Source organism: Mesorhizobium sp. M1143 (assembly GCF_040318435.1).
Taxonomy (GTDB): Bacteria; Pseudomonadota; Alphaproteobacteria; order Rhizobiales; family Rhizobiaceae; genus Mesorhizobium.
In genome coordinates this window covers 20,688-46,268 of sequence record NZ_JAMYMJ010000047.1, presented here as the reverse complement: position 1 = coordinate 46,268, position 25,581 = coordinate 20,688, and the positions used below count along the sequence as shown (strand labels likewise).

At 64.0% G+C, this 25,581-nt stretch carries 25 protein-coding genes; 18 read left to right on the top strand and 7 right to left on the bottom strand.

Features of this window, described 5'->3' with window-relative positions:
- The first annotated feature begins 77 nt into the window (after positions 1 to 77).
- From NKH35_RS24920 to NKH35_RS24910, 3 genes are read left to right on the top strand one after another with little or no spacing between them, the layout of a single operon-like run.
- A complete protein-coding gene (locus NKH35_RS24920) occupies positions 78 to 998 on the top strand; it encodes a carbohydrate ABC transporter permease (RefSeq protein WP_023747740.1) in 921 nt (306 codons plus the stop codon).
- Positions 998 to 1,855 (top strand): carbohydrate ABC transporter permease, encoded by an 858-nt coding sequence (locus NKH35_RS24915; protein WP_352916728.1) that lies wholly within the window; start codon positions 998 to 1,000, stop codon positions 1,853 to 1,855. Before NKH35_RS24920 ends, NKH35_RS24915 begins: the two co-directional genes overlap by 1 nt.
- Positions 1,856 to 1,893: 38 nt before the next feature.
- On the top strand, positions 1,894 to 3,861 hold the full coding sequence (locus NKH35_RS24910) for a glycoside hydrolase family 127 protein (RefSeq protein WP_352916726.1): 1,968 nt from the start codon (positions 1,894 to 1,896) through the stop codon (positions 3,859 to 3,861).
- A 1-nt stretch (position 3,862) separates the two neighbouring features.
- Here NKH35_RS24910 and NKH35_RS24905 read toward each other — a convergent pair whose 3' ends face one another.
- The 3 genes from NKH35_RS24905 to efp form a co-directional block, all read right to left on the bottom strand.
- On the bottom strand, positions 3,863 to 4,663 hold the full coding sequence (locus tag NKH35_RS24905) for an endonuclease/exonuclease/phosphatase family protein (RefSeq protein WP_023671569.1): 801 nt from the start codon (positions 4,661 to 4,663) through the stop codon (positions 3,863 to 3,865).
- Positions 4,664 to 4,744: 81 nt separating this feature from the next.
- A complete protein-coding gene (locus NKH35_RS24900; RefSeq protein WP_023697668.1) occupies positions 4,745 to 6,205 on the bottom strand; it encodes a phospholipase D-like domain-containing protein in 1,461 nt (486 codons plus the stop codon).
- Positions 6,206 to 6,276: 71 nt separating this feature from the next.
- Positions 6,277 to 6,846 (bottom strand): elongation factor P, encoded by a 570-nt coding sequence (gene efp / locus NKH35_RS24895; protein ID WP_023682947.1) that lies wholly within the window; start codon positions 6,844 to 6,846, stop codon positions 6,277 to 6,279.
- 129 nt (positions 6,847 to 6,975) lie between these two features.
- Between efp and epmA the strand changes: the two genes are divergently transcribed.
- The 8 genes from epmA to NKH35_RS24855 all read left to right on the top strand — a co-directional run bounded on the left by epmA (position 6,976) and on the right by NKH35_RS24855 (position 14,378).
- Positions 6,976 to 8,022, top strand: a complete 1,047-nt coding sequence (gene epmA, locus NKH35_RS24890; RefSeq protein WP_352916724.1) for an EF-P lysine aminoacylase EpmA — start codon at positions 6,976 to 6,978, stop codon at positions 8,020 to 8,022.
- A gap of 197 nt (positions 8,023 to 8,219) precedes the next feature.
- Positions 8,220 to 9,563, top strand: a complete 1,344-nt coding sequence (locus NKH35_RS24885) for a TldD/PmbA family protein (RefSeq protein WP_023709712.1) — start codon at positions 8,220 to 8,222, stop codon at positions 9,561 to 9,563.
- A complete protein-coding gene (locus NKH35_RS24880) occupies positions 9,550 to 10,356 on the top strand; it encodes a 3'(2'),5'-bisphosphate nucleotidase CysQ (protein ID WP_023682944.1) in 807 nt (268 codons plus the stop codon). The genes NKH35_RS24885 and NKH35_RS24880 overlap by 14 nt, the downstream gene beginning before the upstream one ends.
- 68 nt (positions 10,357 to 10,424) lie before the next feature.
- A complete protein-coding gene (locus NKH35_RS24875; protein ID WP_023682943.1) occupies positions 10,425 to 10,670 on the top strand; it encodes a DUF4170 domain-containing protein in 246 nt (81 codons plus the stop codon).
- A gap of 5 nt (positions 10,671 to 10,675) precedes the next feature.
- Positions 10,676 to 11,464: a lysophospholipid acyltransferase family protein gene (locus NKH35_RS24870; protein ID WP_023682942.1), complete on the top strand. Its 789-nt coding sequence runs from the start codon at positions 10,676 to 10,678 to the stop codon at positions 11,462 to 11,464.
- Positions 11,461 to 12,777, top strand: a complete 1,317-nt coding sequence (gene waaA / locus NKH35_RS24865) for a lipid IV(A) 3-deoxy-D-manno-octulosonic acid transferase (RefSeq protein ID WP_023671577.1) — start codon at positions 11,461 to 11,463, stop codon at positions 12,775 to 12,777. Before NKH35_RS24870 ends, waaA begins: the two co-directional genes overlap by 4 nt.
- Positions 12,778 to 13,806, top strand: a complete 1,029-nt coding sequence (gene lpxK, locus NKH35_RS24860) for a tetraacyldisaccharide 4'-kinase (protein ID WP_023734236.1) — start codon at positions 12,778 to 12,780, stop codon at positions 13,804 to 13,806. It begins immediately after the preceding gene.
- 89 nt (positions 13,807 to 13,895) lie between these two features.
- Positions 13,896 to 14,378, top strand: a complete 483-nt coding sequence (locus NKH35_RS24855) for a PM0630 family protein (protein WP_352916721.1) — start codon at positions 13,896 to 13,898, stop codon at positions 14,376 to 14,378.
- A gap of 60 nt (positions 14,379 to 14,438) precedes the next feature.
- Here the strand turns inward: NKH35_RS24855 and NKH35_RS24850 are convergent, their stop codons facing one another.
- On the bottom strand, positions 14,439 to 14,672 hold the full coding sequence (locus tag NKH35_RS24850) for a DUF2093 domain-containing protein (RefSeq protein ID WP_023694434.1): 234 nt from the start codon (positions 14,670 to 14,672) through the stop codon (positions 14,439 to 14,441).
- A 112-nt stretch (positions 14,673 to 14,784) separates the two neighbouring features.
- Here NKH35_RS24850 and NKH35_RS24845 point away from each other — a divergent pair, with 112 nt between their 5' ends.
- The gene (locus tag NKH35_RS24845) at positions 14,785 to 15,390 is read left to right on the top strand and encodes a hypothetical protein (protein ID WP_352916720.1); all 606 of its coding nucleotides are present in this window, start codon (positions 14,785 to 14,787) and stop codon (positions 15,388 to 15,390) included.
- Positions 15,391 to 15,407: 17 nt separating this feature from the next.
- Here NKH35_RS24845 and NKH35_RS24840 read toward each other — a convergent pair whose 3' ends face one another.
- Positions 15,408 to 16,334 (bottom strand): LysR substrate-binding domain-containing protein, encoded by a 927-nt coding sequence (locus NKH35_RS24840; protein ID WP_352916718.1) that lies wholly within the window; start codon positions 16,332 to 16,334, stop codon positions 15,408 to 15,410.
- A gap of 92 nt (positions 16,335 to 16,426) precedes the next feature.
- Between NKH35_RS24840 and NKH35_RS24835 the strand changes: the two genes are divergently transcribed.
- Both NKH35_RS24835 and NKH35_RS24830 read left to right on the top strand, forming a co-directional pair.
- On the top strand, positions 16,427 to 17,320 hold the full coding sequence (locus NKH35_RS24835) for a DMT family transporter (protein WP_352916716.1): 894 nt from the start codon (positions 16,427 to 16,429) through the stop codon (positions 17,318 to 17,320).
- Positions 17,321 to 17,650: 330 nt separating this feature from the next.
- Positions 17,651 to 18,193: a hypothetical protein gene (locus tag NKH35_RS24830; protein ID WP_352916714.1), complete on the top strand. Its 543-nt coding sequence runs from the start codon at positions 17,651 to 17,653 to the stop codon at positions 18,191 to 18,193.
- Positions 18,194 to 18,218: 25 nt separating this feature from the next.
- On the opposite strand, the gene mutL is transcribed toward NKH35_RS24830, so the two are convergent.
- Together mutL and NKH35_RS24820 are read right to left on the bottom strand one after the other, a co-directional pair.
- Positions 18,219 to 20,072, bottom strand: a complete 1,854-nt coding sequence (gene mutL, locus NKH35_RS24825) for a DNA mismatch repair endonuclease MutL (protein ID WP_352652152.1) — start codon at positions 20,070 to 20,072, stop codon at positions 18,219 to 18,221.
- Positions 20,073 to 20,346: 274 nt separating this feature from the next.
- Entirely contained in the window at positions 20,347 to 21,249 is a 903-nt protein-coding gene (locus NKH35_RS24820; protein ID WP_352916712.1) for a LysR substrate-binding domain-containing protein, read from the bottom strand.
- Between the two features lie 89 nt (positions 21,250 to 21,338).
- On the opposite strand from NKH35_RS24820, the gene NKH35_RS24815 reads away from it, so the two are divergent.
- The 4 genes from NKH35_RS24815 to NKH35_RS24800 all read left to right on the top strand — a co-directional run bounded on the left by NKH35_RS24815 (position 21,339) and on the right by NKH35_RS24800 (position 25,557).
- Positions 21,339 to 22,889, top strand: coding sequence for a trimethylamine methyltransferase family protein (locus NKH35_RS24815; protein ID WP_023694427.1), 1,551 nt, complete (start codon positions 21,339 to 21,341; stop codon positions 22,887 to 22,889).
- A 61-nt stretch (positions 22,890 to 22,950) separates the two neighbouring features.
- Positions 22,951 to 24,600: an ABC transporter substrate-binding protein gene (locus NKH35_RS24810; RefSeq protein ID WP_352654879.1), complete on the top strand. Its 1,650-nt coding sequence runs from the start codon at positions 22,951 to 22,953 to the stop codon at positions 24,598 to 24,600.
- Positions 24,601 to 24,692: 92 nt separating this feature from the next.
- On the top strand, positions 24,693 to 25,172 hold the full coding sequence (locus tag NKH35_RS24805) for a DUF3828 domain-containing protein (RefSeq protein ID WP_023694426.1): 480 nt from the start codon (positions 24,693 to 24,695) through the stop codon (positions 25,170 to 25,172).
- 97 nt (positions 25,173 to 25,269) lie between these two features.
- On the top strand, positions 25,270 to 25,557 hold the full coding sequence (locus NKH35_RS24800) for a hypothetical protein (RefSeq protein WP_352916710.1): 288 nt from the start codon (positions 25,270 to 25,272) through the stop codon (positions 25,555 to 25,557).
- The last annotated feature ends 24 nt before the right edge of the window (positions 25,558 to 25,581 follow it).

Genomic DNA, 25,581 nt, shown 5'->3' with positions numbered 1-25,581 from the left:
CGGAGGACCCCAGCCCCGGCCGGCGGCCGGACCCTCCCCTCGCGGGGGAGGGGGATCACCGGACCCGGAGCCCACGTATGACCGCCACCACCACCACCCCGCCACGCGCCAGAAAACTGGTCGGCGCCGGCCGCCGGCAGTGGATCGGCCTGCTCTATGTCGCGCCGGCCGTGGCGCTGGTCGTCGTGTTCTTCATCATTCCGCTCGGCATGACCGCCTGGATGTCGCTGCACAACTGGCCGCTGATGGGCGAGCATTTTTACATCGGCTTCGACAATTACCGGGCGATCCTGCGCGACAACCGTTTTTGGAACGCGCTGAGCTTCACCGCCTACTACACCGTGATCGTCACCATCGTGATCTTCGCCGTTGCCTTTCCGCTGGCGCTGTTCATCGAAAAGCCCAGGCGGCTGACCGGCTTTTACCGGACATCCTTCTTCATGCCGGCGGTCGTCGGCTTCGCCTCGGCCAGCCTGCTGTGGTCGTGGCTGCTCAATGTCGATTCCGGTCTGTTCAGCCCGGCCGCCTACGACCTCGGCCTGACCGCGAAAAAGTTCAACCTCCTGGCGACGTTCCAGCCGGCCTTCTGGTCGATCATCGCCATGGTCGTCTGGAAGGTGGCGGGCTTCACCATGATCATCCTGATGACCGGCCTGCAGTCGATCCCGACCGATCTGCAGGAAGCCGCGATGATCGACGGGGCAGGGCCGTTCGCGCGCTTTCGCGCCATCACCCTGCCGCTGATGCGCCGCACGCTGGCGCTGGCGCTGATCCTGTCGATCGCCGGCTCGATCCTCGCCTTCGACCAGTTCTACATCATCCTGCGCGGCGGCCCGCGCAACCAGACGCTGACCGCCGTCTACTGGATTTTCAACCAATCCTTCGTCTCGTTCAAGCTCGGCTATGGCGCAGCACTGTCGATGATCCTGCTGGCCATACTGGTGGCGCTCAGCCTGGTTCAGCTCTGGCTGCTGCGCAAGCCGGAGGGCATCGACTGATGGCGCAGGCAAGAAGCCGCAGCAGCCGCCTCTGGCTCAGGATCGCCGAGCATTCGACCGGCATGATCGCCTCGGTGCTGTTCATCGCGCCGATCGTCTGGGCCGTGCTGTCGACCTTCAAGCCGGCGCAGGAGGCGCGCCAGCCGCCGCTGCCGCCATGGCCGACGACAGGCTTCTCGGTCGAGAACTATCGCACGCTCGACACCTTTGGCGACGGCCTCTGGCTGCCGGCGCAAAACAGCCTCTATGTCGCCTCGATGACGGTGATCCTGTCGGTCGTCGTCAGCGTGCTGGCCGGCTACGGCTTTTCGCGCTTCCGGTTTCCCATGAAGGATGTGCTCTTCATCGTCATCCTGTCGACGATCATGATCCCCTTCCAGTCGATCCTGACGCCGATCTTCCTGGTGCTGACCAAGGTCGGCCTGCACAACACGCTGACCGGGCTGGTCCTGGTCTACACCACGCTGCAATTGCCGTTCTCGATCTTCATGATGCGCAACGCCTTCGACGCGGTGCCGCGCGAGATCGAGGAGGCCGCGCGCATGGACGGCGCCAACAACGTCACCATGCTGCTCAAGGTGATGCTGCCGCTGGTCTGGCCGGGCATCGTCACCATCGCGCTGTTCGCCTTCCTCGGCGCCTGGAACGAGTTCCTCGCCGCCCTGGTGCTGATGACCGACCAGTCCAAATTCACGCTGCCGATCATGATGACCGCACTTCAGTCGGGCCGCTTCGGCGCCGTCGACTGGGGCGCGGTGCAGGCGGGCGTCACCGTGATGATGGTGCCGTGCCTGGTGCTCTTCCTCTTGCTGCAGCGCTTCTACATCCGCGGCCTGATGGCCGGCGCGGTGAAATGACCCCCCGTGAAATGACCAATATCCAACGGAGTGACACGATGACCGTTCAACCATCCGCCAAGCCCGGCAAACTCGCCTTCCGCCCGCTGCCGGTGCCGCAGGTCGATGTGCGCGGCTTCTGGGGCGACCGTGTCGATGCCGTGGCGTCGCGCACCGCCGACATCCTCTACGAGCGCTGCGTCGAGGCGCGCATGCTGGAGCAGATCGACCCGGACCGGCCCTCGCCGGGCGTCGTCATTCCGTTCCATTCGCCGTCGCCCGACGAGGCGGCCAGCCCCGGCTTCACTGGCTCGACGGTGACGACGCAGATGTTCTGGGACTCCGATTGGGGCAAGACCATCGAGACCGCGGCCTATTCGCTCTACCGGCGCAAGAACGCGGCGCTCGAGACGAAGATCGATGCCGTCATCGACCTGTACGGCAAACTGCAACAGGAAGACGGTTATCTCTCCAGCTGGTACCAGCGCATCCAGCCCGGCAAGCGCTGGACCAATCTGCGCGATTGCCACGAGCTCTATTGCGCCGGCCATCTGATCGAAGGCGCGGTCGCCTACTACCAGGCCACCGGCAAGCGCAAGCTGCTGGATATCATGTGCCGCTATGTCGACCATATCGCCGACACCTTCGGTCCGGAGCCGGGCAAGAAGAAGGGCTATTGCGGCCATGAGGAGATCGAGCTGGCGCTGGTCAAGCTGGCGCGGGCGACCGGCGAGCAGAAATACATGGACCTGGCCAGGTATTTCATCGACCAGCGCGGGCAACAGCCGCATTATTTCGACGAGGAGGCGCGTGCGCGCGGCGCCGACCCGAAGGCCTATCATTTCAAGACTTATGAGTACAACCAGTCGCACAAGCCGGTGCGCGAGCAGGAAAAGGTCGTCGGCCATGCGGTCAGGGCGATGTACCTCTATTCCGGCATGGCCGACATCGCCACCGAATATGGCGACGATACGCTCAGGGTAGCGCTCGACCGGCTGTGGAACGATCTCACCACCAAAAACCTCTATATCACCGGCGGCCTCGGGCCATCGGCGCACAATGAGGGCTTTACCAGCGACTACGACCTGCCCAACGAAACCGCCTATGCCGAGACCTGTGCCTCGGTCGGCCTCGTGTTCTGGGCCAGCCGCATGCTCGGCATGGGTCCCAACGCCCGCTACGCCGACATGATGGAGCGGGCGCTCTACAACGGCTCGATCTCCGGCCTGTCGCTCGACGGCTCGCTGTTCTTCTACGAGAACCCGCTGGAGAGCCGGGGCAGGCACAATCGCTGGAAATGGCATCGCTGCCCCTGTTGCCCGCCCAATATCGGCCGCATGGTCGCCTCCATCGGCAGCTATTTCTACTCCCTCTCGGACGACGCGCTGGCCGTCCATCTCTACGGCGACAGCACCGCGCGCTTCGACATATCGAACCGGGCGGTCAGTCTGATTCAGACCAGCAATTATCCTTGGGATGGCGCGGTCTCGATCCGGATCGAAGCCGACGCGCCGGTCGAGTTCACCTTGCACCTGCGCGTCCCCTCCTGGTGCGGCAAGGCGGCGCTCAAGGTCAACGGCGCCGCGGTCGGTCTGGATGACATCACCAGCGACGGCTATGCCGCGATCCGGCGCGAGTGGCGCCAGGGCGACCGGGTCGAACTCGATCTCGAAATGTCGATCGCTCGTCTGTTCGCCAATCCGGAGGTGCGTCAGGACATCGGCCGCGTCGCACTTGCGCGCGGTCCGCTGATCTATTGCGTCGAGGAGACCGACAATGCCGGCCAGTTGCATCGGATCGCTCTGCCGCGAACGGCAAAAATCGAGGCGCATGCCGAGCCGAACCTGCTCGGCGGCATCGTCACGCTTTCGGCACTTGCCAGCAAGGAAGCGCAGGAAAACTGGGAACCCGGGCTCTATCGCACCGATCCGCCGGCGGTGAGCGAAACGAAAATCACCGCCGTTCCTTACTACGCCTGGGACAACCGTGAACCCGGCGAGATGCTGGTCTGGCTGCGGGACGGATGAGTTAGAGGCTGACAAACGCCGTCAGCGGCAAATGATCCGACGCAACCCGCGACAGCGGCGTGTCATGGGCTTCCACCGACGAGACCATGCCGTGCCGGTTGGCCATGATCCGGTCGAGCGCCAGTACCGGCAGGCCTGAGGGGAAAGTCGGCACCGCCGCCGGCGTGAAACCAAAGGTGGCGTGCAGCGTCTTGAGCGCCGAGCGGTTGCCCAGCCGCCATTCGTTGAGGTCGCCGAGCAGCAAGGTCGGCCTTTCATCCTGGTTGCTCATGATGTCGAGCACGACGCGGGCCTGCTCCGAGCGCGAGCGGCGCAACAGGCCGAGATGCGCGGCGATGACGCGCAGAGTGCGCGTTTCGTCGAGGTCGATCTCGGCAACCAGCGCGCCGCGGGGCTCCAGTCCCGGAAGCTTGATCTGATGGACGTCGCGCACGGTGCCGCGCTTGAACAAAAGCACGTTGCCGCGCCAGCCATGGCCCTTGCCGCTTCCGGAAACCGGCACCGGCACAAGCCCGGTTTCGTGTTCGATCCGGGCAAGGTCGAGCAGCCCGGCGCGATCGCCGAAGCGGTTGTCGGCCTCCTGCAGCGCGATGACGTCGGGGCCGATCTCGCGGATGACGCGGGCGGTGCGTTCGGGGTCGAACCTGCGGTCGGTGCCGATGCATTTGTGGACGTTGTAGGAGGCGACCACCATCTGGGCGCCTTCAATGTGCTTGCGCGGCGTCGCGTTCGCCTTGCGCGCTTTCCTGCCGCGGATCGACAGGAGCACTGTTTCAGGAAGGCTGCGTCCGTTTATGTCCATAGGCCTGCTATTCGATGTCCTGATTCTTTGTTCTATGCATATCGTTCTCTCACAACCGGGACCACTTCGAGGCGGTATGCATTAGAGATAGGGCGATCCCAGCCATAACAACCGGTCAAAAACCCGGATGAGAAATGGCCGCGCTTTCAAGGTTGCGAGTGTGACGGGTTTGGCGGAAGCGATTGCCGCTCCGATGCGCCCTTCGATCTCGGCGGCAAAGCCGGTATCCAGCACCTCCAGGTCGATTTCGAAATTCAGCCGCAGCGACCGGGCGTCGAGGTTGGAAGAGCCGACATAGGCCCAGACGCCATCGACCGACAACAGCTTCGAATGGTCGAATGACCCTTCATGACGCCAGACGCGGCAATAGTGCTTCAGCACCTGGTCGTACTGCGCCGTCATGGCGCGGCCGACCAGGAAGAGATTGTTGACCGCGGGCACGACGATGTCGATCTCGACGCCGCGCCGGGCAGCCGTGACCAGCGCGCTGACAAATTCCCGGTCCGGCAGGAAATAGGGCGACATGATGCGGATCGATTTGCGGGCGACGGAAAATGCCCCCGTCAGCAATTTGTGGTTGGTTTCGATGCTGGCGTCCGGCCCCGACGCCACCGCCCGCACCAGGATCGGCTGACCGGGAGGCGGCGAGGGCTTTTCCACGTGCCAGACCTCGTCCTTGAGGGCCTCGTTGCCGGCAAAACGCCAGTCTTCGGCGGCAACCGCGAACAGGTCGGCCACGACGGGCCCCGTGACCTGGAAATGCGTATCCGCCGAACTGGCGCTGCCGGCGAATTCGGCCGAGAATCCCTTGCGGATGTTCATGCCTCCCGTGAACGCCACCACACCGTCGACGATCAGGATTTTCCTGTGCGTCCTCAAATTCGCGTAGGGAAGTCTCAGGCCCATGACGATGTTGCCGTTGAACAGATCGACGGTGACGCCGGCTTCCCGGAGTGTCCCAAGAATGCTGGGCACGGAATAGCGCACGCCCACCGCATCGATCAGCACGCGAACCGTCACACCGCGCCGGACCGCTCCGGCCAGCGATCCGACAAAACGTCGTCCGATCTCGTCATTGTCGAAGATGTAGGTCTCGAGCAGGATGCTGCGCCGTGCGCCGTCGATCGCCCCGCACATTGCCGCGTAGGCTTCGTCGCCGGTCCTCAGGATGGTGATTGCATTTCCCGAAAGCAGGCCGCGCCGCGCCACCCTGTCGCCTAGCGTCTTCAGGCCGGCAAAGCGCTGGCCGAATTCGGCTGAGATGAGTGTTTCGAGCGCAATGTCGTGGTCGTGTTTGGCTGTCTCGGCTTCACCGGCGACGGGCCGCATGGCGCTGATCGTGGCGCGGCGGATGCGGTTGATGCCGGCAATGGCATAGATGATCGCGCCAAGGAACGGCGACAAGATCATCACGCCGACCCAGCCGGTGGCGGCGCGCACGTCTTCCTTGGTCATGATTGCGTGGACGATGCCGATGGCGGCCATCAGCATCGGAATGATCACAAGGATTAGAGGCCAGTAGGTCACAAAGGTCTGCCACATCGGCAGGACTATCGAGCCAGCGGCCGCAGAAGGCAATGCAACGGATCAACCAGGACGGAGGCGCTCGCGCCTCAGTCCTTCGCCCGCTCCACATAAGCGCCATCGGCCGTCATCACCACCACGCGGGTACCCGGCGCGATGTGCGGCGGCACCAGCGTGCGCACGCCGTTGGAAAGCACGGCCGGCTTGTATGACGAGGACGCCGTCTGGCCTTTGGTCGTCGGCTCCGTCTCGACCACTTCGAAAGTAGCGCGCTGCGGCAGCACCAGGGCTATGGCGATGCCGTTGAACTGCGAAATCTGCACCGCCATGCCTTCGAGCAGGTAGGGCGCCATGTCGCCGACCACGCTTTCCGGCACCGCGACCTGGTCGTAGCTTTCCGGGTTCATGAAGTGATACCCCTCGGCGTCGGCGTAGAGGAAGGTGTGCTCGCGCTCCTCGACATAGGCGCGCTCGACCTGCTCGGTGGTGCGGTAGCGCTCCGAAACCTTCACCCCGTCGGAGATGCGGCGCATGTCGAGCTGGGTGACCGGCGTACCCTTGCCAGGGTGGATGTTTTCGGCAAAGAGGATCACGTAAAGCTTGCCGTCCTTGTCGACGACATTGCCTTTACGGAGCGAACTGGCGATGACCTTCACCACGGTTTTCAATCCTAGACTTCGTTGGCCTGAAACGATCGTTCGGCGCAAATCGGCTGCGAGAGCCGTCGCCGTAGCGCATCTTGGCCCGAACCGCCAGCCCTGTCAGCAATTCCGTTGCCCGGCAAACCCATGACTGGCGCTTCGCCCTGGTGGACGCCGGATGTTCACGCCGACCGCCGGCCGCGGCTGATGGCGCGTAACGCCATAGCTGCCGCAATGCGCAGCTGGTTTGGCGAGCGCGACTTCATCGAGGTCGAGACGGCGGCGCTGCAGATATCACCGGGCAATGAGGCGCATCTCTCCGCCTTTGCCACCGAGGCTATCGGCGCCGACGGTGCGCGCCGGCCGCTTTACCTCCACACCTCACCGGAATTCGCCTGCAAGAAGCTGCTTGCCGCCGGCGAACGGCGCATCTTCAGCCTGGGCGCCGTCTGGCGCAACCGCGAGCGCGGTCCTTTGCATCACCCGGAGTTCACCATGCTCGAATGGTACCGAGTCGGCGAAACCTATGAGAGCCTGATGGCTGATTGCGCCGAACTGCTGAAGCTCGCGGCTGAGCTGGCCGGCGCCAAAACCTTCCGCTTTCGCGGCCGCGAGGCCGATCCGTTTGCCGAGCCGGAACGCGTGAGCGTGGCGGAAGCTTTTGCGCGTTACGCCGGCATCGATCTTCTTGCCACCGTTTCTGCCGATGGCGGCACAGACCGCGCCGCACTTCATGATGCTCTGGTCAAGGCCGGCCTGCGCACGGCCGACGATGACAACTGGGCCGATTTGTTCAGCCGCGTGATGGTGGAAAAGGTCGAACCGATGCTGGGGCAGGGGCGGGCCACAATCCTCTATGGCTATCCGATCTCCGAGGCCGCCTTGGCCCGGCCGAGCGCGGAGGACCAGCGCGTGGCCGAGCGCTTCGAGCTCTATTGCTGCGGCGTCGAGCTCGCCAATGCTTTTGGCGAACTGACCGATCCGGCCGAGCAGCGCCGGCGCTTTGCCGCCGAGATGGACGAGAAGGAGCGCGTCTATGGCGAGCGCTATCCGCTGGATGAGGATTTTCTCGCCGCCCTCGCCATCATGCCGCAAGCCAGCGGCTCGGCGCTTGGCTTCGACCGGCTGGTGATGCTGGCAACGGGCGCGACGAGGATCGATGACGTGATCTGGACGCCGGTCGCCACTCCTTGACGGAAATCGGCCTCGGTTAAACTCACAAACCGGTCAAGCCGCGCGTCTGTGGCGCCGCCGCGGATGGCTTTGCGGGCCGCTTGGGCGCTATGCCGCAGCGGGACAATTGCCCGTGCGCCATTGCACAAGCCGCATTGGGACAATAGATGGTGCAGCAGCCGCTACCGCCCGGCGCGGCTTCAGCCAGGACCACGCGCATGACCGATACATCAGAGGCAGCGAAATTGACCGACCGCGTCGCGGCACTGGTCGAGGCTGCCAAGCGGGCCGGCGCCGACGCCGCCGACGCGGTTGCCGTGCGCGGCCGTTCGATCGGCGTGTCGGTGCGGCTGGGAAAGGTCGAGAACACCGAAGCGTCCGAGGGCGACGATGTCTCGCTGCGCGTCTTCGTCGGCAACCGGGTGGCGAGCGTCTCGGCGACGGCGGCATCGGACCCCAAGGCGCTGGCTGAGCGCGCCGTGGCCATGGCCAAAGTCTCGCCCGAGGACCCCTATCAGGGTCTCGCCGATCCGGCTTTGCTGGTTGGCAAGGTGCGCGACCTCGATCTGTTCGACGCCACCGAGGTTTCGGCCGATCAGTTGAAGGAAGCGGCCCTTGCCGCCGAGGAAGCGGCCCTTGCAGTCAAGGGTGTCACCAATTCGGCCGGCAGCGGCGCCAGCGCAGGCCTCGGCGGGCTGGTGCTTGCCACGTCGAACGGCTTCGTCGGCCACTATGTCGCGTCGCGCTTTTCGCGTTCGGCCAGCGTGATTGCGGGTGAAGGCACCGGCATGGAGCGCGACTACGAATACTCTTCGAACCAGCATTTTTCCGATCTGGACGCACCGGAATTGATCGGCCGCAAGGCCGGCGAGCGCGCCGTGCGCCGCCTCGGCGCCCGCAAGGCGGCGACCGGTCCGGTCAACGTGGTGTTCGATCCGCGCGTCGCGCGCGGCATTGCCGGTCATCTCGCCGGCGCCATCAACGGCGCTTCGGTGGCGCGCAAGACCAGTTTTTTGCGCGAGATGATGGGCAAGCAGGTTGCGTCGGCTGCCATCACCGTCACCGACGAGCCGCTACGGCGTCGCGGCCAGGCCTCGCGCCCGTTCGACGGCGAAGGCGTCGAGGGCGAAAAGCTGTTGATGGTCGAGAACGGCGTGCTGAAGCACTGGTTCCTGTCGACGTCCGCCGCGCGGGAATTGGGGCTGACCACCAACGGACGCGGCGCGCGCAGCGGCTCGTCGGTATCGCCGTCTTCGACCAATCTCGCCATCGAGCCGGGCGACAGGACGCCGGAAGACCTGATCAGGTCGCTAAAATCCGGCTTTTATGTCACTGAAGTGTTCGGCCAGGGCGTCGACATGGTGACCGGCGAATACAGCCGTGGCGCATCCGGCTTCTGGATCGACAATGGTGAGCTTGCCTATCCGGTGGCCGAGGTGACCATCGCCTCCAATTTGAAGACGATGTTCCTCAATATGGTTCCGGCGAGCGATCTTGACCGCGATTTCGGCACTGCCGCACCGACGCTGCTGATCGAAGGAATGACCCTTGCCGGAGCGTGACCCGGTCATATCGGCCGGGGCCTCGGAAGACCTCGATCTGCTGCGCGACGCCGCCCGCGAGGCGGGCGCGATCGCCATGCGCTATTTCGGCAAGAACCCGCAAGTGTGGATGAAGGGCGGCACCTCGCCGGTCAGCGAAGCCGACCACGCGGCGGACGCCTATCTGCGCGAGACCCTGCTTGCGGCGCGGCCGGACTATGGCTGGCTATCAGAGGAAACGACTGACGATCCGGCGCGGCTTCTGGCGCGGCGCACCTTTGTCGTCGACCCCATAGACGGCACCCGCGGCTTCCTCGAAGGTCTGCGCTCGTGGTGCGTCAGCGTCGCGGTGGTCGAGAATGGCCGCACGCTCACCGGTGTGCTCGAATGTCCGGCCAAGGGCGAAACCTATTGGGCGCTGCCTGGCCATGGAGCTTTCCGCAACGGCAAGCCGATTGCCGTGCGCGGCCTGGGTAAGACGGTCGAGATCGGCGGGCTGAAGCAGTTGATCGACCTGATGCCGGCGCAATGGCAGGGCCGGGTGCGGCGGGCGGCGCACATTCCCTCTCTCGCCTACCGGCTGGCGATGGTCGCCAACGGCACGCTCGACGCAACCTTCGTCAAGCCCAACGCGCATGACTGGGATATCGCCGCCGCCGATCTCATCTTGCGCGAGGCTGGCGGCGCCGTGCTCGACGGCCATGGCCGCGCGCCGCTCTATGCCGGGGAGATCATCCGTCACGGCGCGCTGGTCGCCGGCAGCGGGCAGTTGCTGACCGTGCTTGCCGGCGTCATTGCCGATACGGAAGCGTGATCGAAGGTTCCAAAGTCGGCAGCTTTGGGCTAGACCTGTCGCAAACTCACAATATGTGAAGGACCGAAATGGCCGCGGAAGACGGAAAGAAACAGCTTTTGCACCTGGTGTTCGGCGGCGAGCTGAAGAAGCTGGGAGGCACCGAGTTCCGCGATCTCGACGCGCTCGACATCGTTGGCGTTTATCCGGACTATCAAACCGCGCACACCGCGTGGAAGGCAAAGGCGCAAGCCAGCGTGGACAATGCCCATATGCGCTATTTCGTCGTCCATCTGCACCGGCTGCTCGACCCTGAAAGCAAGGCCGCCGGTTGACAGCGATGGAGCATGAAGCGGTGAAAGGGCAGCCCACCGGCGCCGCGGTCCGAAGAAGACGCGGCGGCAGTTCGAAGACATTCTGGCGCAAGATCCGCGAGCCGTTGGCGCAGTCGCGAATCGTCAAGAGCATGATCGTCAGCCTGCTCGCCCAGTTCGTCCGCCTGGTGCGCCTGACCAACCGCGTGGTCGAAGGCTCGGCTAAATTTTCAGGCGGCGACTACGCCGAATTCGAACCCGGCATCATCGCGCTCTGGCATGGCCAGCATCTGCTGACCCCAGCCTATTATCCCAAGGGACGGCCGCTGGTCGCCATGGTCTCGCGCAGCGCCGACGCCGAACTCAACGCGCTGATGATCGAAAAATTCGGCATCGAGGCGGTGCGCGGCTCCGGCGGGCGTGAAAGCACGAAGCATCTCGACAAGGGCGGCGCCAAGGCGCTCATCGCCCTGAAAAAGTCACTCGTGGCCGGCAAGAACGTCGCCATGATCGCCGACATTCCCCACGGCACGCCGCGCGACGCGGGGCTTGGTATCGTTCTGCTGGCACGCCTTTCCGGCCGGCCGATCATGCCTGCCGCCATCGCCACCAGCCGCCGCAAGGTGCTGGAAAGGAGCTGGGACAAGACCACCATCAACCTGCCGTTCGGCCGCTCCTCGATCGTCATCGGAACGCCGGTTTTCGTGCCGGCCAATGCCGACGAGGCCGAAATGGAGCGCAAGCGCCAGGAAGTCACGGCCGCGCTCAATGCCGCAACCGCCGAGGCCTATCGGCTCGTGGACGGCAGGCCATGAGCGTCGGCTGGGCGCGCGCCTTCCTGGCGGCCTACCGCCTTGCCGGTGCAGCCGCCTATCCGCTGATGGGTCCCTATGTCGCCTGGCGCACATCGCAGGGCAAGGAAGACCGCAGCCGCAGCCGTGAGCGCTACGGCGTTGCCGGGCGGCCGCGCCCCGAAGGGCCGGTGATCTGGATCCATGCGGCAAGCGTCGGCGAGACCCTTGCGGTCGTGCCGCTGGTGCAAAGCATCCTCGACTACGGTGTCAACATCGTGCTGACGACGGGAACAGTGACCTCGGCGCAGGTTGCCGACGAACGGCTGGGCGACCGCATCATCCACCAATATGTTCCGCTCGACCTCAAGCCGGCCGTCAGCCGCTTTCTCGATCACTGGCGGCCGGACCTGGCTATCATCGCCGAATCCGAGATATGGCCGATGACGATCCTCGAGCTCGGCGCCCGCCACGTGCCGCAGGTGCTGGTCAACGGCCGGCTCTCCGACCGTTCGTTCAAATCCTGGAAGAAGCGCGCCAACATCGCCGAGGCGCTGTTCGAGAACCTTGCACATGTCGTTGCCCAGTCGGATGTCGACGGCGAACGGTTTCGCGCGCTTGGCGCCCGGCCGGTCACCGTGTCCGGCAACCTCAAGGTCGACACCTTGCCGCCGCCCGTCGACGAACGGGCGCTGGCGACGCTGAAGCGCCAGATCGCCGGCCGCCCGACCTGGGCGGCAATTTCGACCCATGACGGCGAGGAGGTGGTCGCGGCGGAAGTCCACGCCACGCTCTACAAGCGCCACCATGGCCTGCTGACGATTATCGTCCCGCGCCATCCCGACCGCGCCGAAGCGCTGGCCGCACAGATTTCCGGCATGGGCCTGAAGCTGGCGCGGCGCAGCAAGGGCGACCGGATCACCGCCGACACCGATATCCTCCTTGGCGATACGATCGGCGAGATGGGGCTTTATCTCCGGCTGACGGAAATCGCCTTTGTCGGCCGCTCGCTGACCTCGGAAGGCGGCCAGAATCCGCTGGAGCCGGCCATGCTCGACACCGCTGTGCTGGCCGGCCGCAACGTCCAGAATTTTCGCGAGGCCTATCAGCGCCTGCTCGACAGCGGCGGCGCCAAGCTGGTGCGCGACCGCGACATGCTGGCCGGCGCCGTCAATTTCCTGCTGAGCAATGAAGTTGCGCGCCATGAGATGATGGCGGCCGGTGCCGCCACAGTCGACCAGATGCGCGGTGCGCTGGCGCACACGCTGAAGTCGCTCGAGCCTTATATCCAGCCATTGATCGTCAAGTCGCGCCTGAAGGGCGCCGACGGGCGATAGGTGGCGTCGGAAGCACCACCTTTCTGGTGGGAAGCGCCGGACTGGCGGGTCTTTGCGCTGTCGCCGCTATCAGCCGTCTATGGCATCGTCGCCGGCCGCCGCATGCATCGGGCGGTACGTGAAAAGATCGACGCGCCAGTGCTTTGCGTCGGCAACTTCACCGTCGGCGGCAGCGGCAAGACGCCGGTCGCCATCGCGCTGGCAAAGCAGGCCAGGCGCATGCAACTCAATCCCGGATTCCTGTCGCGCGGCCATGGCGGCTCGTTCGCGCAGCCGCATGTCGTCGATGCCGGTCACGACGCTGCCAAGCATGTCGGCGACGAGCCGCTGCTTTTGGCCGAGCACGCGCCGGTTGCGGTGAGCCCCAACCGCGCTGCCGGCGCCAAGCTGCTCCTGGAAGCCCATGGTTGCGATTTCCTGATCATGGATGACGGTTTTCAGAGCGCGCGCATCCATATCGATTATGCGCTGGTCGTCGTCGACGCCCGTTACGGCATCGGCAACGGCCGGGTCATTCCGGGCGGTCCGCTGAGAGCCAACATCGTCGACCAACTGGTGTTCACCGACGGGCTGTTGAAGATGGGCGAGGGCGCTGCCGCCGACCAGGTCGTGCGCCAAGCGGCGCGCGCCGGCCGGCCGATCTTCGAGGCGCATGCCGAGCCCGCGGCCAAGGAGCGGTTCGCCGGCCGGCGGTTCCTCGCCTTTGCCGGCATCGGCCACCCCGAAAAATTCTTCGACACGCTGCGCGGCACTGGTGCGGAAGTGGCGCTGAGCCGATCGTTTCCGGACCATCACTTCTATGCCCCTGATGAACTCGCGGAACTGGCGGCAACCGCGCGCCGCGATGGACTGGGCCTCGTCACCACCGCCAAGGACGCCGCCCGGCTGCGCCACGGCGCTGCCCCGGCCGATTTCCTCGCTGAACTCGCCGTGCTGGAGATCGACGCCACGTTCGAACTCGACACTGTGCCGGAGCGCATCATCGACGAGACGCTGGATGCCTGGAGACAGCGCCGGCTGCGAGGGTAGGGCGCTCCCGCGTTGACACAGGATATTTCTCGCCGCTTATCACTATTATAAGTCAGACCGGCTTCAGCGCGGGGGGTGGAATGGTTAGGTTGCGGGCACTCTTTGTGGGCTTTGTTCTTGTGGCGATGGCGAACCCATCTTCGGCGCAGGCACCCACCGCGACCGACAGCGAATTTCTGGTCTCGGTCACCGAAGCGGACGGTGCTACCCACGTTCGGCCCTCAAACATTGTACCGCTTATCCCCGATAGCGCCTGCTTTGAATGGCGCGTACGTCTGGCGCAAGGCGACAGACTGGTATCGGTCACCGAGGTGTTCGCGCTTCCCGCGGAGCCCAGGCAGTGGGGTGGTATCGACGGAAACGAATACAGCTTGAGCAAGCTATCGGGCGATCGAAGGGTCTCCAAGACCACCATGTTCTACAAACCGCAGGACGGATGGATCTCGCATGGCTGGTGCATGGCCGAGGGTGATCCGATCGGGCCGTATTCCATCAAAGTGCTTGTCGGAGATCGGCTTGTTCATAAATTCGACTTTTCGGTCGAAAACGCGCCGGCATCCTCAAAGCCATAGTCCTGCAGGCGTTCCAGGAAAATCAGATCGACGGTGAGCCTTGCTTTCCGGTGTGCCGATCTAACCCCGGCTGCGCAGGTCCGGATGCATCTCGATCTCGCGGCGCAGCGAGGCGGCGGCGCTGACATAGGGCTCCTGCCTGGCGACGCTCCAATATTTGAGCTCGTCCAGCGGAATGCTCTCGCCGGTCACCGCGCAGCGCACGAAGGCGCCGGGGCTGGTGACCTGGAAGTCGCCGTCGAGATAGCGGATACGGGCTTCCTTGCCGCCGGGGCCTTCGAAGCGGTTCATCATGGAGTGGTGCCAAGGTTCATGCTGATTTCATCGCCATAAATTGCCGGCAAGGTCAAGCTTGACGCAATGCTGAGGCGCTATTGTCGCTCCAAACCATTCTTATGGGACCGGCATGGACATTTCATCCGCCCGCCTGACCGCGCTGCTGCGTGAGGCCATGATGTTGGCAGCGTTGCCGTCGGCGAAGGCCGATCCGGCGAAAGCAGCACTTATAAAGGCGCTGGTGCAGCCGCCGACGCCGTCCGGCGCGCCTTTGCAGCCGGCAGCGGCGCCGGCGCTGCAGGCGCTGTTGTCCGCAGCCACCGCAAAGGGGCAGCAGACGGGTTCTGCCGAGGTCCTGCAAGCCTATCTGGCCCTTGCTGAACCTGGCGTCGAGGCGCCCGACGTTTCCGGGCCAATAGCGGCTGCGATAGGCAAGGCGACGCCAGCCAACGACGATGCACAGCGCGGTCTGCCGCTGCCGTCGGCCAAGGCCGAAGATGGCGCTGCCGCAAAGCCCGCAGGACTGCCCTGGTTTGCGCTTCTCGCACCCGTGGTTTCGCCGCAGCGCCGCGCTGCCACCACCGATATGCCAATGAGGCGGGAGCAGGCGATGTCTGGGTCGAATGACACGGTCCAGCCCGAAGGCCGGCAGCAGATGCGTGTCGGCCTGATTGCGCTGGCAGCCGGGTTTCTGGCCGTCGCCATTGTCGGGCTCGCCTTGCTGGTGCTTGGCTGAGCACCGAACAATCGCCGCTATCGCTCGGCTTCGAGGAACGCTTCCATCTTTTCCATCGCCAGCCCAGCCTCAATTGCGATGCGGCGCGAAAGCTCGGCGGCAGCCGTGCGCGGCCGCCCCAGCGGCCGGTCGAGCCAGTACGACACCGGGTTCAGCGCCCTGCGCTCGTCGACGGCGACGATGCGGCCTGCCTCCAACTGGTGTCCGGTCAGCGGTGGCCGCGCCAGCGCGATGCCGAGCCCGTAAGCTGCGGCGTCGAGCACCAGATTGTAGTCCTCGAAGCGGCGATCCTGCGGGCGCGGGCGGTAGTCCATCCCTTGCGCGGCAAACCAGGCACGCCAGCCGGAGGCGTCGGAATCGTTGATCAGTGGAAACCTCAGCAGCCGGGCCGGGTCGCCGCGGCCGATCTCGCGGGCAAGGCCGGGCGCGGCGACGGGAAAGACATGTTCCTCGAACAGCTTCACCGAGATGCGGCCCGGAATGCCGCCGCGGCCGCAGCGGACCGACAGGTCGATCCCTTCATCGGCAAGGTCGGCCTGGCGGATGTCGACGTCGAGGACGATGCGCAGCTTGGTGGGATTGTTCTCCAGCGCCGCCATGCGCGGCATCAGCCACAGCCCGCTGACGGAGGGTATCGAGGTCAGCCGCACCACGGCGGTGCCGCGCGGCTCGACCCAGCGGTCGGAATGGCTGGAGATCAGCGCAAAGGCTTCGGCCGTGCGCAGATGCAGGCGGTTGCCCTCGATGGTCAGCGAGACGCCGCGCGCGCCGCGGTCGAACACTTTCAAGCCCAGCCAGTCCTCCAGCTTGGCGATCTGCCGGCTGACGGCGCCGTGGGTGATGTTGAGCTTCTCGGCCGCGGCCGAAAAGCTCCCCGTTCTCGCCGCCGCATCGAAGGCGCGCAGGGTCTCGAGCGGCACCATTGTGTCTGAGCTGTGATCCATAGTCACAGGTGATCCTCGATTTGATCGTTTGTCAACGGCGCCGAAAAGGCGCTTTCTGCCTTTCAACACTCTGGGAACCCGAGGACAGGCAGATGAGCGCAACGACCAGCACGTCGAATCCGACACAGCGGATGGACACCACGGCGGCCATCGCCGTGGCCTTGACGGTGGTTGGCTGGGCCTCGGCCTTTCCCGCGATCCGTGCCGGCCTCGCCGCTTTCGGGCCGCTGGAACTCGGTGCGCTGCGCTTTGCCATTGCCGCGGTGCCGGCAGCGATCTTTCTTGCCGTCAAGCGCCCGGCGCTGCCGAGGCTCGACGAAGTGTGGCGCCTGGTTTTTGGCGGCGCCATCTTCGTCGCGCTCTACACTGTCATGCTCAATTTCGGCGAACTGACCGTGTCGGCGGGTGCCGCCGGTTTCATCATCAATGTCAGCCCGATCTTCACCGCCATCATGGCAATGGCATTGCTCGGCGAGCGCTTCTCAAGCTGGGCCTGGTTCGGCACGGCGATTTCTTTCGCCGGCATCGGCATCATAGCCGTGGCCGACGGGAATGGCTTGAGTTTCGACACCGGCGCGCTGCTGGTTCTTGGCTCCGCGCTGTGCTCGGCCGTCAACACGATCGTCCAGAAGCCGCTCTTTGCCCACCATCACCCGCTGACCATTTCGGCCTCGAACATGATTCTTGGCGCTCTTTGCCTGGCACCCTTTCTGCCGAGCGGCTTTGCGCAGGCCGCGGTCGCCAACACGGCCGGTATCGGCGCCGTGATCTTTCTTGGCATCGTGCCCAGCCTGATCGCCTATGCCGCCTGGGCAACCGCACTGTCGCGTCTTCCGGCAGCGCGCGCGTCGAACTTCCTCTATCTGGTCTCGCCCATGTCAGCCCTGATCGGCTTCTTCTGGCTGGGCGAAGTGCCGACGCTACTTGGTATCCTCGGCGGCGCACTGGCGCTCGGCGGCGTGATCGTGGTGAATTTAAAGCGTTAAAACAAATGATTTGAGCTGTTTTCGGACTCAAACCGGGAACCGCATTCCATCAGAATGCAGACACCCAGAGGAAGGACAGCTGTGGTATGCTGCCTTCACTGGGGGACGGAATGGGAAGACTGTTCATATCGGCAATTTTTTGCGTTTTGCTGCTGACCGGGAAAGCCGCTGCGGGCTGGTATCAGGTCGAAAACTACGAAGGCTCCATCGGACCTAACCCCGTCCACCTATCGCTGCAGAGATATGACAGTTTCGGCAGCGGGATTACGGTCGAGGGGAGCTATTTCCACGACGCGAAGCAAAGCCCGATAGCGGTGTACGGCAAGATCAGTGGCACCAGGGGTCTTCCTTTGCGAGATTGCGGACGACAGGGAGTTCGACCGGGTGCTGGTCATGGGATCGAAAACGCCCGTTGGCACCACCGGATGTCCGTTTTCTCTCGACCTTGGCGAAAGCGGCGCAACAGGGACTTGGAGCAAGGGCTCGGACAAGTTCCCGATCACGCTGAAGAAGGTCGCAAACCTCGACGATACCGGTGAGGCGAAGGTTGACGGCACCGTCGAGATTCCCTTCTGGGCGCAGACAGCCACCCACAGATTTGCCGGGGTCTACGAGAAAGCGGGCTTTCTCGTCTGCATGAATAAGCTGCGGGTCATCGATAAGAAGAAAAAGAAGGTCGTTCAGGAGATCGCTTTCGATGACGACGATTGCGATGCCGGCATGCTGATGACTCCCATCTACATGAATGTTCAAAAACAGGTTGGGAGAAGCTTCGAGATAATCTCCGTGAATTTTCGCGGCGGTAGCGCCGGTTACTCAAGGGATTACGTTTTCTCTCATAGGTTCAAGGATTATCGCCTGTTGGTGAATTGAGCGTGTGCCCTGACCTGGCTTGTGCTCACCGCCTTCCGAACAACCGCTCTATATCGGCGAGCTTGAGTTCGATATAGGTCGGGCGGCCGTGGTTGCAGGTGCCGGAGCCCGGCGTTGCTTCCATCTGGCGCAGCAGCGCGTTCATCTCCTCAGGCTTGAGCAGGCGGCCGGAGCGGACCGAGCCGTGGCAGGCCATAGTCGCGGCGATCTTGTCCAGTCGTTCCTTCAGCGTCTCGATCGTGTCGTTGTCGGCGATCTCGTCGGCAAGATCACGCACCAATTGCTGGACATTGGTTTCGCCGAGCATCGACGGCGTCTCGCGCACCGCCACCGCGCCGGGACCGAAACGCTCAATGCCGAGGCCGAACCGGGCCAGCGTTTCGGAATGCATGGCCAGCCGCTCGGCGTCCTCCTCCGGCAGGTCGACGATCTCCGGCAGAAGCAGCATCTGCGAGGGCACCGCGCGCGAGTGCAGGGCATTCTTCAGCGCCTCGTAGACCAGCCGCTCATGCGCCGCGTGCTGGTCGACGATGACAAGCGAATCCCTGGTCTGGGCGACGATGTAGTTCTCGTGGACCTGCGCGCGGGCGGCGCCCAGCGCGGTGCCGAGCAGCGTCTCGGCCGGCTCGGCTAAGCCGGCACGCGCATCGGCGCTGGCGAGCGGACCGGCGTCGAATGCAGCCTGGTCGTTTTCGCGGAAGCCGGCGCCGTCAAATCCCATATCCAGCGGCCGCTGTGGCGAGCGGTCAAAGCCCGAAAAGCCCGAGGCCCGGTAGGCCGCGTCATAACTGCGATGACCGTTGGCAGGACCCGCATGGGCGTAGGAGGCGGCTCCCGGCCGGAACGCCGCCACCATCCCGGCGGCCCCGCTGGTGGCGGCGCGGATGCCGGCATTGGCCAGCGCCTCGCGAATGGCGCCGACGATCAGCCCGCGCACCAGGCCGGGGTCGCGAAAGCGCACATCGGCCTTGGCTGGGTGGACGTTGACGTCGACGGTCGCCGGATCGAGCGTCAGGAACAGCACGGTCACCGCGTGCCGGTCGCGCGGCAGCACATCGGCGAAGGCGCCGCGGATGGCGCCGGCAATCAGCTTGTCGCGCACCGGACGGCCGTTGACATAGGCATATTGCTGCAGCGCGTTGGCGCGGGTAAAGGAGGGGATCGAGACATGGCCGGTCAGATGCACGCCGTCACGGCTGGCGTCGATAGCGATGGAATTGTCGGGAAACTCGGCGCCCATGACTTGCGCGACGCGGCGCAGGCTGCCTTCCGCCGTGTCGTCGGTCGCCGGCAATTCCAGCGTCGAGCGGTCCGAGCCGGCCAGCGTGAAGCGCACGGCGGGGAAGGCGATGGCGATGCGCTTGAGCACGTCGCTGGTGGCGGAGCTTTCGGCGCGCTCGCCCTTCATGAACTTGAGCCGGGCCGGCGTGGCGAAGAACAGGTCGCGCACCTCGACCGTGGTGCCGCGGTTGGCCGCCGCCGGTTTGACCGCCGAAACGCGGCCGCCTTCGATGGCGATCTCGGCTGCAGCGTCGCCTGCGGCCGTGCGCGAGCGAACCGACAGTCGCGACACCGAACCAATTGACGGCAATGCCTCGCCACGGAACCCGAGCGAGCGGATATCGTGAATGTTGTCGGCAAGTTTCGAGGTGCAGTGGCGCGCAATGGCCAGCGCCAGTTCCTGTTCGGGGATACCGGAGCCGTCATCGGTGACGCGGATCAGGTTCAGCCCGCCGCCGGCAGTGACGACCTCGACGCGGGAGGCGCCGGCGTCGAGCGCGTTTTCGACCAGTTCCTTCACCACGCTCGCCGGACGCTCGATGACTTCGCCGGCGGCGATCTGGTTGATCATCGTTTCGGAAAGCTGACGAATGGGCATTGGGGTACTATAGGGGGATTCGAAGGGTGTGCGGAAGGCTTCAATGAATGCCGGACATTGGAGACGCCAGCGGGACAGCACCCCCCTCTGGCCTGCCGGCCATCTCCCCCGCAAGGAGGGAGATCAGATGTCACGACGGCTTTCGCCAATCTTCAATGCTTGAAGGGTGACGCGACATATGAACTGCCAATCTCCCCCCTTGCGGGGGAGATGTCCGGCAGGACAGAGGGGGGTGTGAAGGAACTCCGCGATAGTGACTACGCTGCAACCGATTTCAAGCCTGCGCCGCCAGCCAGTCCCTGACTTTCCGCGCATTCTCGCTCAACTCCCGGTTCTTCGGCCAAACCACATAGAACGCCTTGCCGGTTCTCAGCACATGGTCGGTCACCGGCACCAGCAGCCCCGACGCCAGGAGCCGTTCGGCCAGATGCCGCCAGCCGAGCGCGATGCCTTGGCCCTCCATGACGCCCTGGATCACGAGGCCGTAATCGTTGATGCGCAGGCCGCGCGCGGTGTTGTCGAGCCTGCCGCCCGCAGACTGGAACCATTCGTCCCAGCTAGCCGCCTCGCGGTAGGGCTCCTCGAGGTGGATCAGGCGATGCGTCGCCAGCTCCGCGACGCTCCTTGGCATGCCGAATTTCGCGAGATAGCTGGCGCCAACCACCGGAAAAATCTCCTCGTCGGCCAGCGGCAGCGAATGATAATCGGCCCAGTCGCGCGGTTCGCCGCCGCGAACGGCGAGCGGGATGCCCTCGGCGATGATGTCGAGATCACGGTCGGCGGTCTGGATGCGCAAGTCGATGCCCGGCAGTTCGTCGCGGAACTGCTGCAGGCGCGGCATCATCCAGAACGAGCCGAAGGCGGTCGACGCCGCCAGCGTGACATGGCCGCCGCTCGCCTGCAGGCGCAGATCCTCGGCCGATTTGCGGATATGCGACAGACCGAGCGAGACGTCGGCATGGAAGCGTTCGCCCGCTTCTGTCAGGACGACCTGGCGGTGGCGGCGCTGGAACAGCTGCGCGCCGAGCTGTTCCTCCAACCCGCGCACCGCATAAGAGACGGCGGCCTGCGTCATGCCGAGCTCGCGCCCGGCAGCGGTGAAGCTCGACAGCCGGCCCGCCGCCTCGAAGACGATCAGGCTGCCGGCCGAGGGCAGGAGGTGGCGCAGGCTCCGCATAAGCTGAGCTTATACAAGAGATCAGGATTTTCCAGCATCACATCCATATTTCCTCTCGCTAACTTGGTTGGACGGAATGAGGAGGCTCCATGAACGCACCGGCCACTGAACTGACCGAGCAAACCCACCGCCGCGGCGGCGGTCGCCTCGGACGCAAGGCGCTGAGGAGCGCCCCCGTCACCTCGTTCCCGACGCTGGTCCGCGAGATCCCCACCTACCAGATGGTCCCGGACGAGGCGGTGGAACTGATCCACCAGGAGTCACTCGCCATCCTCGAAGAGGTCGGTTGCGAGTTCCGCGACGACGAGGCGATCGCCATGTGGAAGGCGGCGGGCGCCGACGTGTCCGAGACACGCGTCCGCATCGACCGCGGCCTGCTGATGGAACTGGTCGCGAAGGTTCCGTCCGAATTCACCCTCAATGCGCGTAATCCCGAGCGCACCGTGCGCGTCGGCGGCAAGAACTCCATCTTCGCGCCGATGTATGGCGCGCCTTACGTGCGCGACCTCGACAACAACCGGCGTTATGGCACGCTTGAAGACCTCAACAATTTCCACAAGCTCGCCTACATGGCCCCGGCGCTGCATTCGTCGAGTTCGATCATCTGCGAGCCGATGGAGATCGCGGTGCCGAAACGGCATCTCCACATCATCCATTCGGCGCTGAAGCATTCCGACAAGCCGTTCATGGGCATCGTTACTTCCAAAGACCGCGCCGAAGACACGATGGCGATGGCGGGCATCGTCTTTGGCGAAGATTTCGTTCGCGACAACCCGGTGCTGGTGTCGATTACCAACTGCAACTCGCCGCTGGTGTGGGACGCCACCATGCTGGACGCGATGAAGGTCTATGCACGCAGCAATCAGCCGCTGATCCTGGCTCCCTTTGCGCTGTGCGGCGCATCGACTTCGGCCTCGGCCGTCGGCGCGGTGGCGCAGGTCAATGCCGAAGCACTGGCCGGCGTCGCTTTCACCCAGCTGCTGCGCCCGGGTTCGCCGCAAATCTACGGCCAGTTCATGGTGACGGTCGACATGAAGACCGGCGCGCCGATGGGCGGCACGCCGGAAGCCGCCCAGATGATGTATCTGATGGGCGCGCTGGCGCGGAAATACAAACTGCCCTGGCGAACCTCCGGCTTCCATGTCGGCTCCAAGCTCAACGACGCCCAGGCCGGCTATGAATCCAACATGCTGATGCATGCCGCCATCCTCGCCGGCGCCAATTATATCTGGCACTCCGCCGGCTGGTTGGAGGCCGGGCTGACATGCGGCTATTCGAAATTCGCCACCGACTGCGAGCAGCTTGTCGGCTGGTATAAATATGCCGGCGGCCTGCCGTTCGACGATTTCAAGGAGGCCATGGCGGCGATCCGCGAAGTCGGGCCGCAGGGCCATTTCCTCGGCACCCAGCACACGCTCGATCATTACGAGTCGGCATTCTTCATGCCCACCATCATGGATTTCAACTCCTACGAACAATGGAAGGCTGGAGGGGCGAAGGACCACGACACGCGCGGCCGCGAGAAAGCCCGCAACATGCTGGCCGACTATGAAGAGCCGAAACTCGATGAGGGCATTGCCGAGGGCCTCAGGGACTTTATCGCGCAGCGCGAAGAGAGGCTGCCCGACAGCGTTAGCTAAGAGAACGACGAATGAGTTGATAACGGGCGAAGACCCGATGGGAACCGCAAGGGAGAAAGACATGACACTTTTCAAAAGCAATGGCGATCGCGTGCCAACGGCCATCGAGGCGATGGCGCAAGAGACGCGTGCTGGCCGTATGGACCGGCGCGAGTTTCTTGCATTGGCAAGTGCGTTCGGCGCATCGACGGCGCTGGCCTACGGCATGATCGGCCTTGCCGCGCCGGGACAGGCTTTTGCCGAGGAGCCGAAGAAGGGCGGCACGCTGCACATATCGATGTCGGTCAAGGCCCAAAAAGATCCGCGCACCTATGACTGGGTGGAACTCGCCAACATCTCGCGCTGCTGGCTGGAGCCGCTGGTCCGCTACACCAGGGAATTCACCTTCGAGCCAGTGCTGCTCGAAAGCTGGGACATCAATGACGACGCCACGGAATACACGTTGCATGTGCGCAAGGGCATCACCTGGAACAATGGCGATGCTTTCAACGCCGATGACGTGGTCTTCAATGTTACCCGCTGGTGCGAGAAGAAGGTCGCCGGCAACTCCATGGCCGCTCGCGTCGGCGGGCTGATCGACGAAAAGTCGGGCAAGGCCAGGGAAGGCGCGATCGCCAAGGTCGACGACAATACGGTCAAGCTGACGCTCAGCGCGCCCGACATTTCGCTGATCCCGAACCTCACCGATTATCCCGCGCTCGTCGTCCACCGCAATTTCGACGCCGAAGGCGCCGACCCGGTCAAGAAGCCGATCGGCACGGGCCCGTTCGAACTGGTCTCCTACGATGTCGGCCAGAAGGCGGTGGTCAAGCGTCGTGAAAACGGCAAGTGGTGGGGTGGTGAAGCGCCGCTCGACAGCGTCGAGTTCATCGACTACGGCACCGACTTCAACGCTTCGATCAACGCCTTCGAATCCGGCGAGATAGACCTCAATTTCGAGACGCCGGCCGACTTCATCGACATCCTGGATAAGATGGGGCTGGAGAAGTCCGAGGTTGCGACGGCAACCACGCTGGTTGCCCGCACGAACGTTACCCACAAGCCCTATGACGACCAGCGGGTGCGCAACGCGCTGCAGATGGCGGTCGACAACAATGCGGTGCTGGAACTCGGCTATGCCGGGCGAGGGACGGTCGGTGAAAACCACCATGTCAGCCCTATCCATCCTGAATATTTCGCGCTGCCCAAGAAGACGCGCGACGCGGCCGGCGCCAAGAAACTGATGGCCGACGCTGGGCAGGCCGATTTCGAGCACGAGCTGATCACCGTCGAGGACGATTGGCAGAAGAACACCGGCGACGCGATTGCGGGCCAGCTGCGCGACGCCGGCATCAAGGTGAAGCGCACGGTGCTGCCGGGCTCGACCTTCTGGAACGACTGGACGAAGTATCCCTATTCGATGACCATCTGGTACATGCGCCCGCTTGGCGTCCAGGTGCTGGCGCTTGGTTATCGCACCGGCGAAGCCTGGAATGAATCGGCCTATTCCAACCCGGACTTCGACGCCAAGCTGAAGCAGGCGCTGGCGCTGATCGACGTGGAGAAACGGCGTGAGGTAATGAAGGATGTCGAGCAGATCCTGCAGGATTCCGGCGTCATCATTCAACCCTTCTGGCAGAAGCTCTACAGCCACATGAACAAGAAGGTGAAGAACTACGGCGTCCACCAGACCTTCGAGATGGACCTGCAGAACGTCTGGCTTGATGGCTGAGACGGTGCAGCCGGGGCTTCATGAGCCGCAAAAAAACCGATATGCAGGATGTCTGGTATTGCACCTTGCCGCCAAACGTCCGGAGATCCTGCATGAAACCGATAGTGCTTGCCGCTGTCTTTTCGATTGCCTTGCCAGCAACGGTGCTGGCCGGGCCGGCTTCCAACGCCGTGAAGTTCTTTTATGTGCCCGAGGTGAAATTCGAGGGGGATGCAAAGTACCGCGACCGCTTCACCGAGCCGGTGACCAAGCTGTTCGATCTCAACGACCAGGCAACGAAGAACAAGCCCGACGAAGTCGCCTGCCTCGACTTCGATCCCGGTCTCGACGCCCAGGATTTCGACCAGAAGTCGATTGCCAAGACATTGAAGCTGGCCGAGACCGTCAATGGCGATACGGCCGAAGTCACCGCCACCTTCAGCCTTTTTGCGGAAGGCGATGATTCCAAACGCGAAATGCTGTGGTCGCTGAAGAAAATCGACGGCAAATGGAAGGTCGCCGACATTACCTCCAAGACCAGCAGCTGGACGCTGAGCGCGCTGGAATGCATGCCCGACAAAGCGCCGGAGTGATCCCGACGCGCTGTTCCGGCGTCGCGGCTCGCCAGCATATTGGCAGCATTCAGACATAATCGCCGCCGCCGGGTCCAGGCGAGGGTGTATTCGGCCCATGACAGCCGGAATTGTCGCGGCTTGCCGAATCGTGCAACGGTCAGCACCCTGGGTCAGTGATTGTTTTCATGCTGTAACGGCGGTTTCTCAGCGCGACAGCCATAAAATTGCTAAGCAAAATATCGTAACATCCTTTGTGATGGTCGCTATATTCTACGGCGATTCAGCAATATTTCCCGGTTGCAGAAAAGCCGGATTTGGAACAGTTGCATCCGCAGGGCTGGTCACATCAGTAGTTGCTTTTTTAGATGTAGCGGGGTATGTTTCCTTGCTCGGCTGCAAGTAGCAACTTGCTCAAAATTTGGAGGGT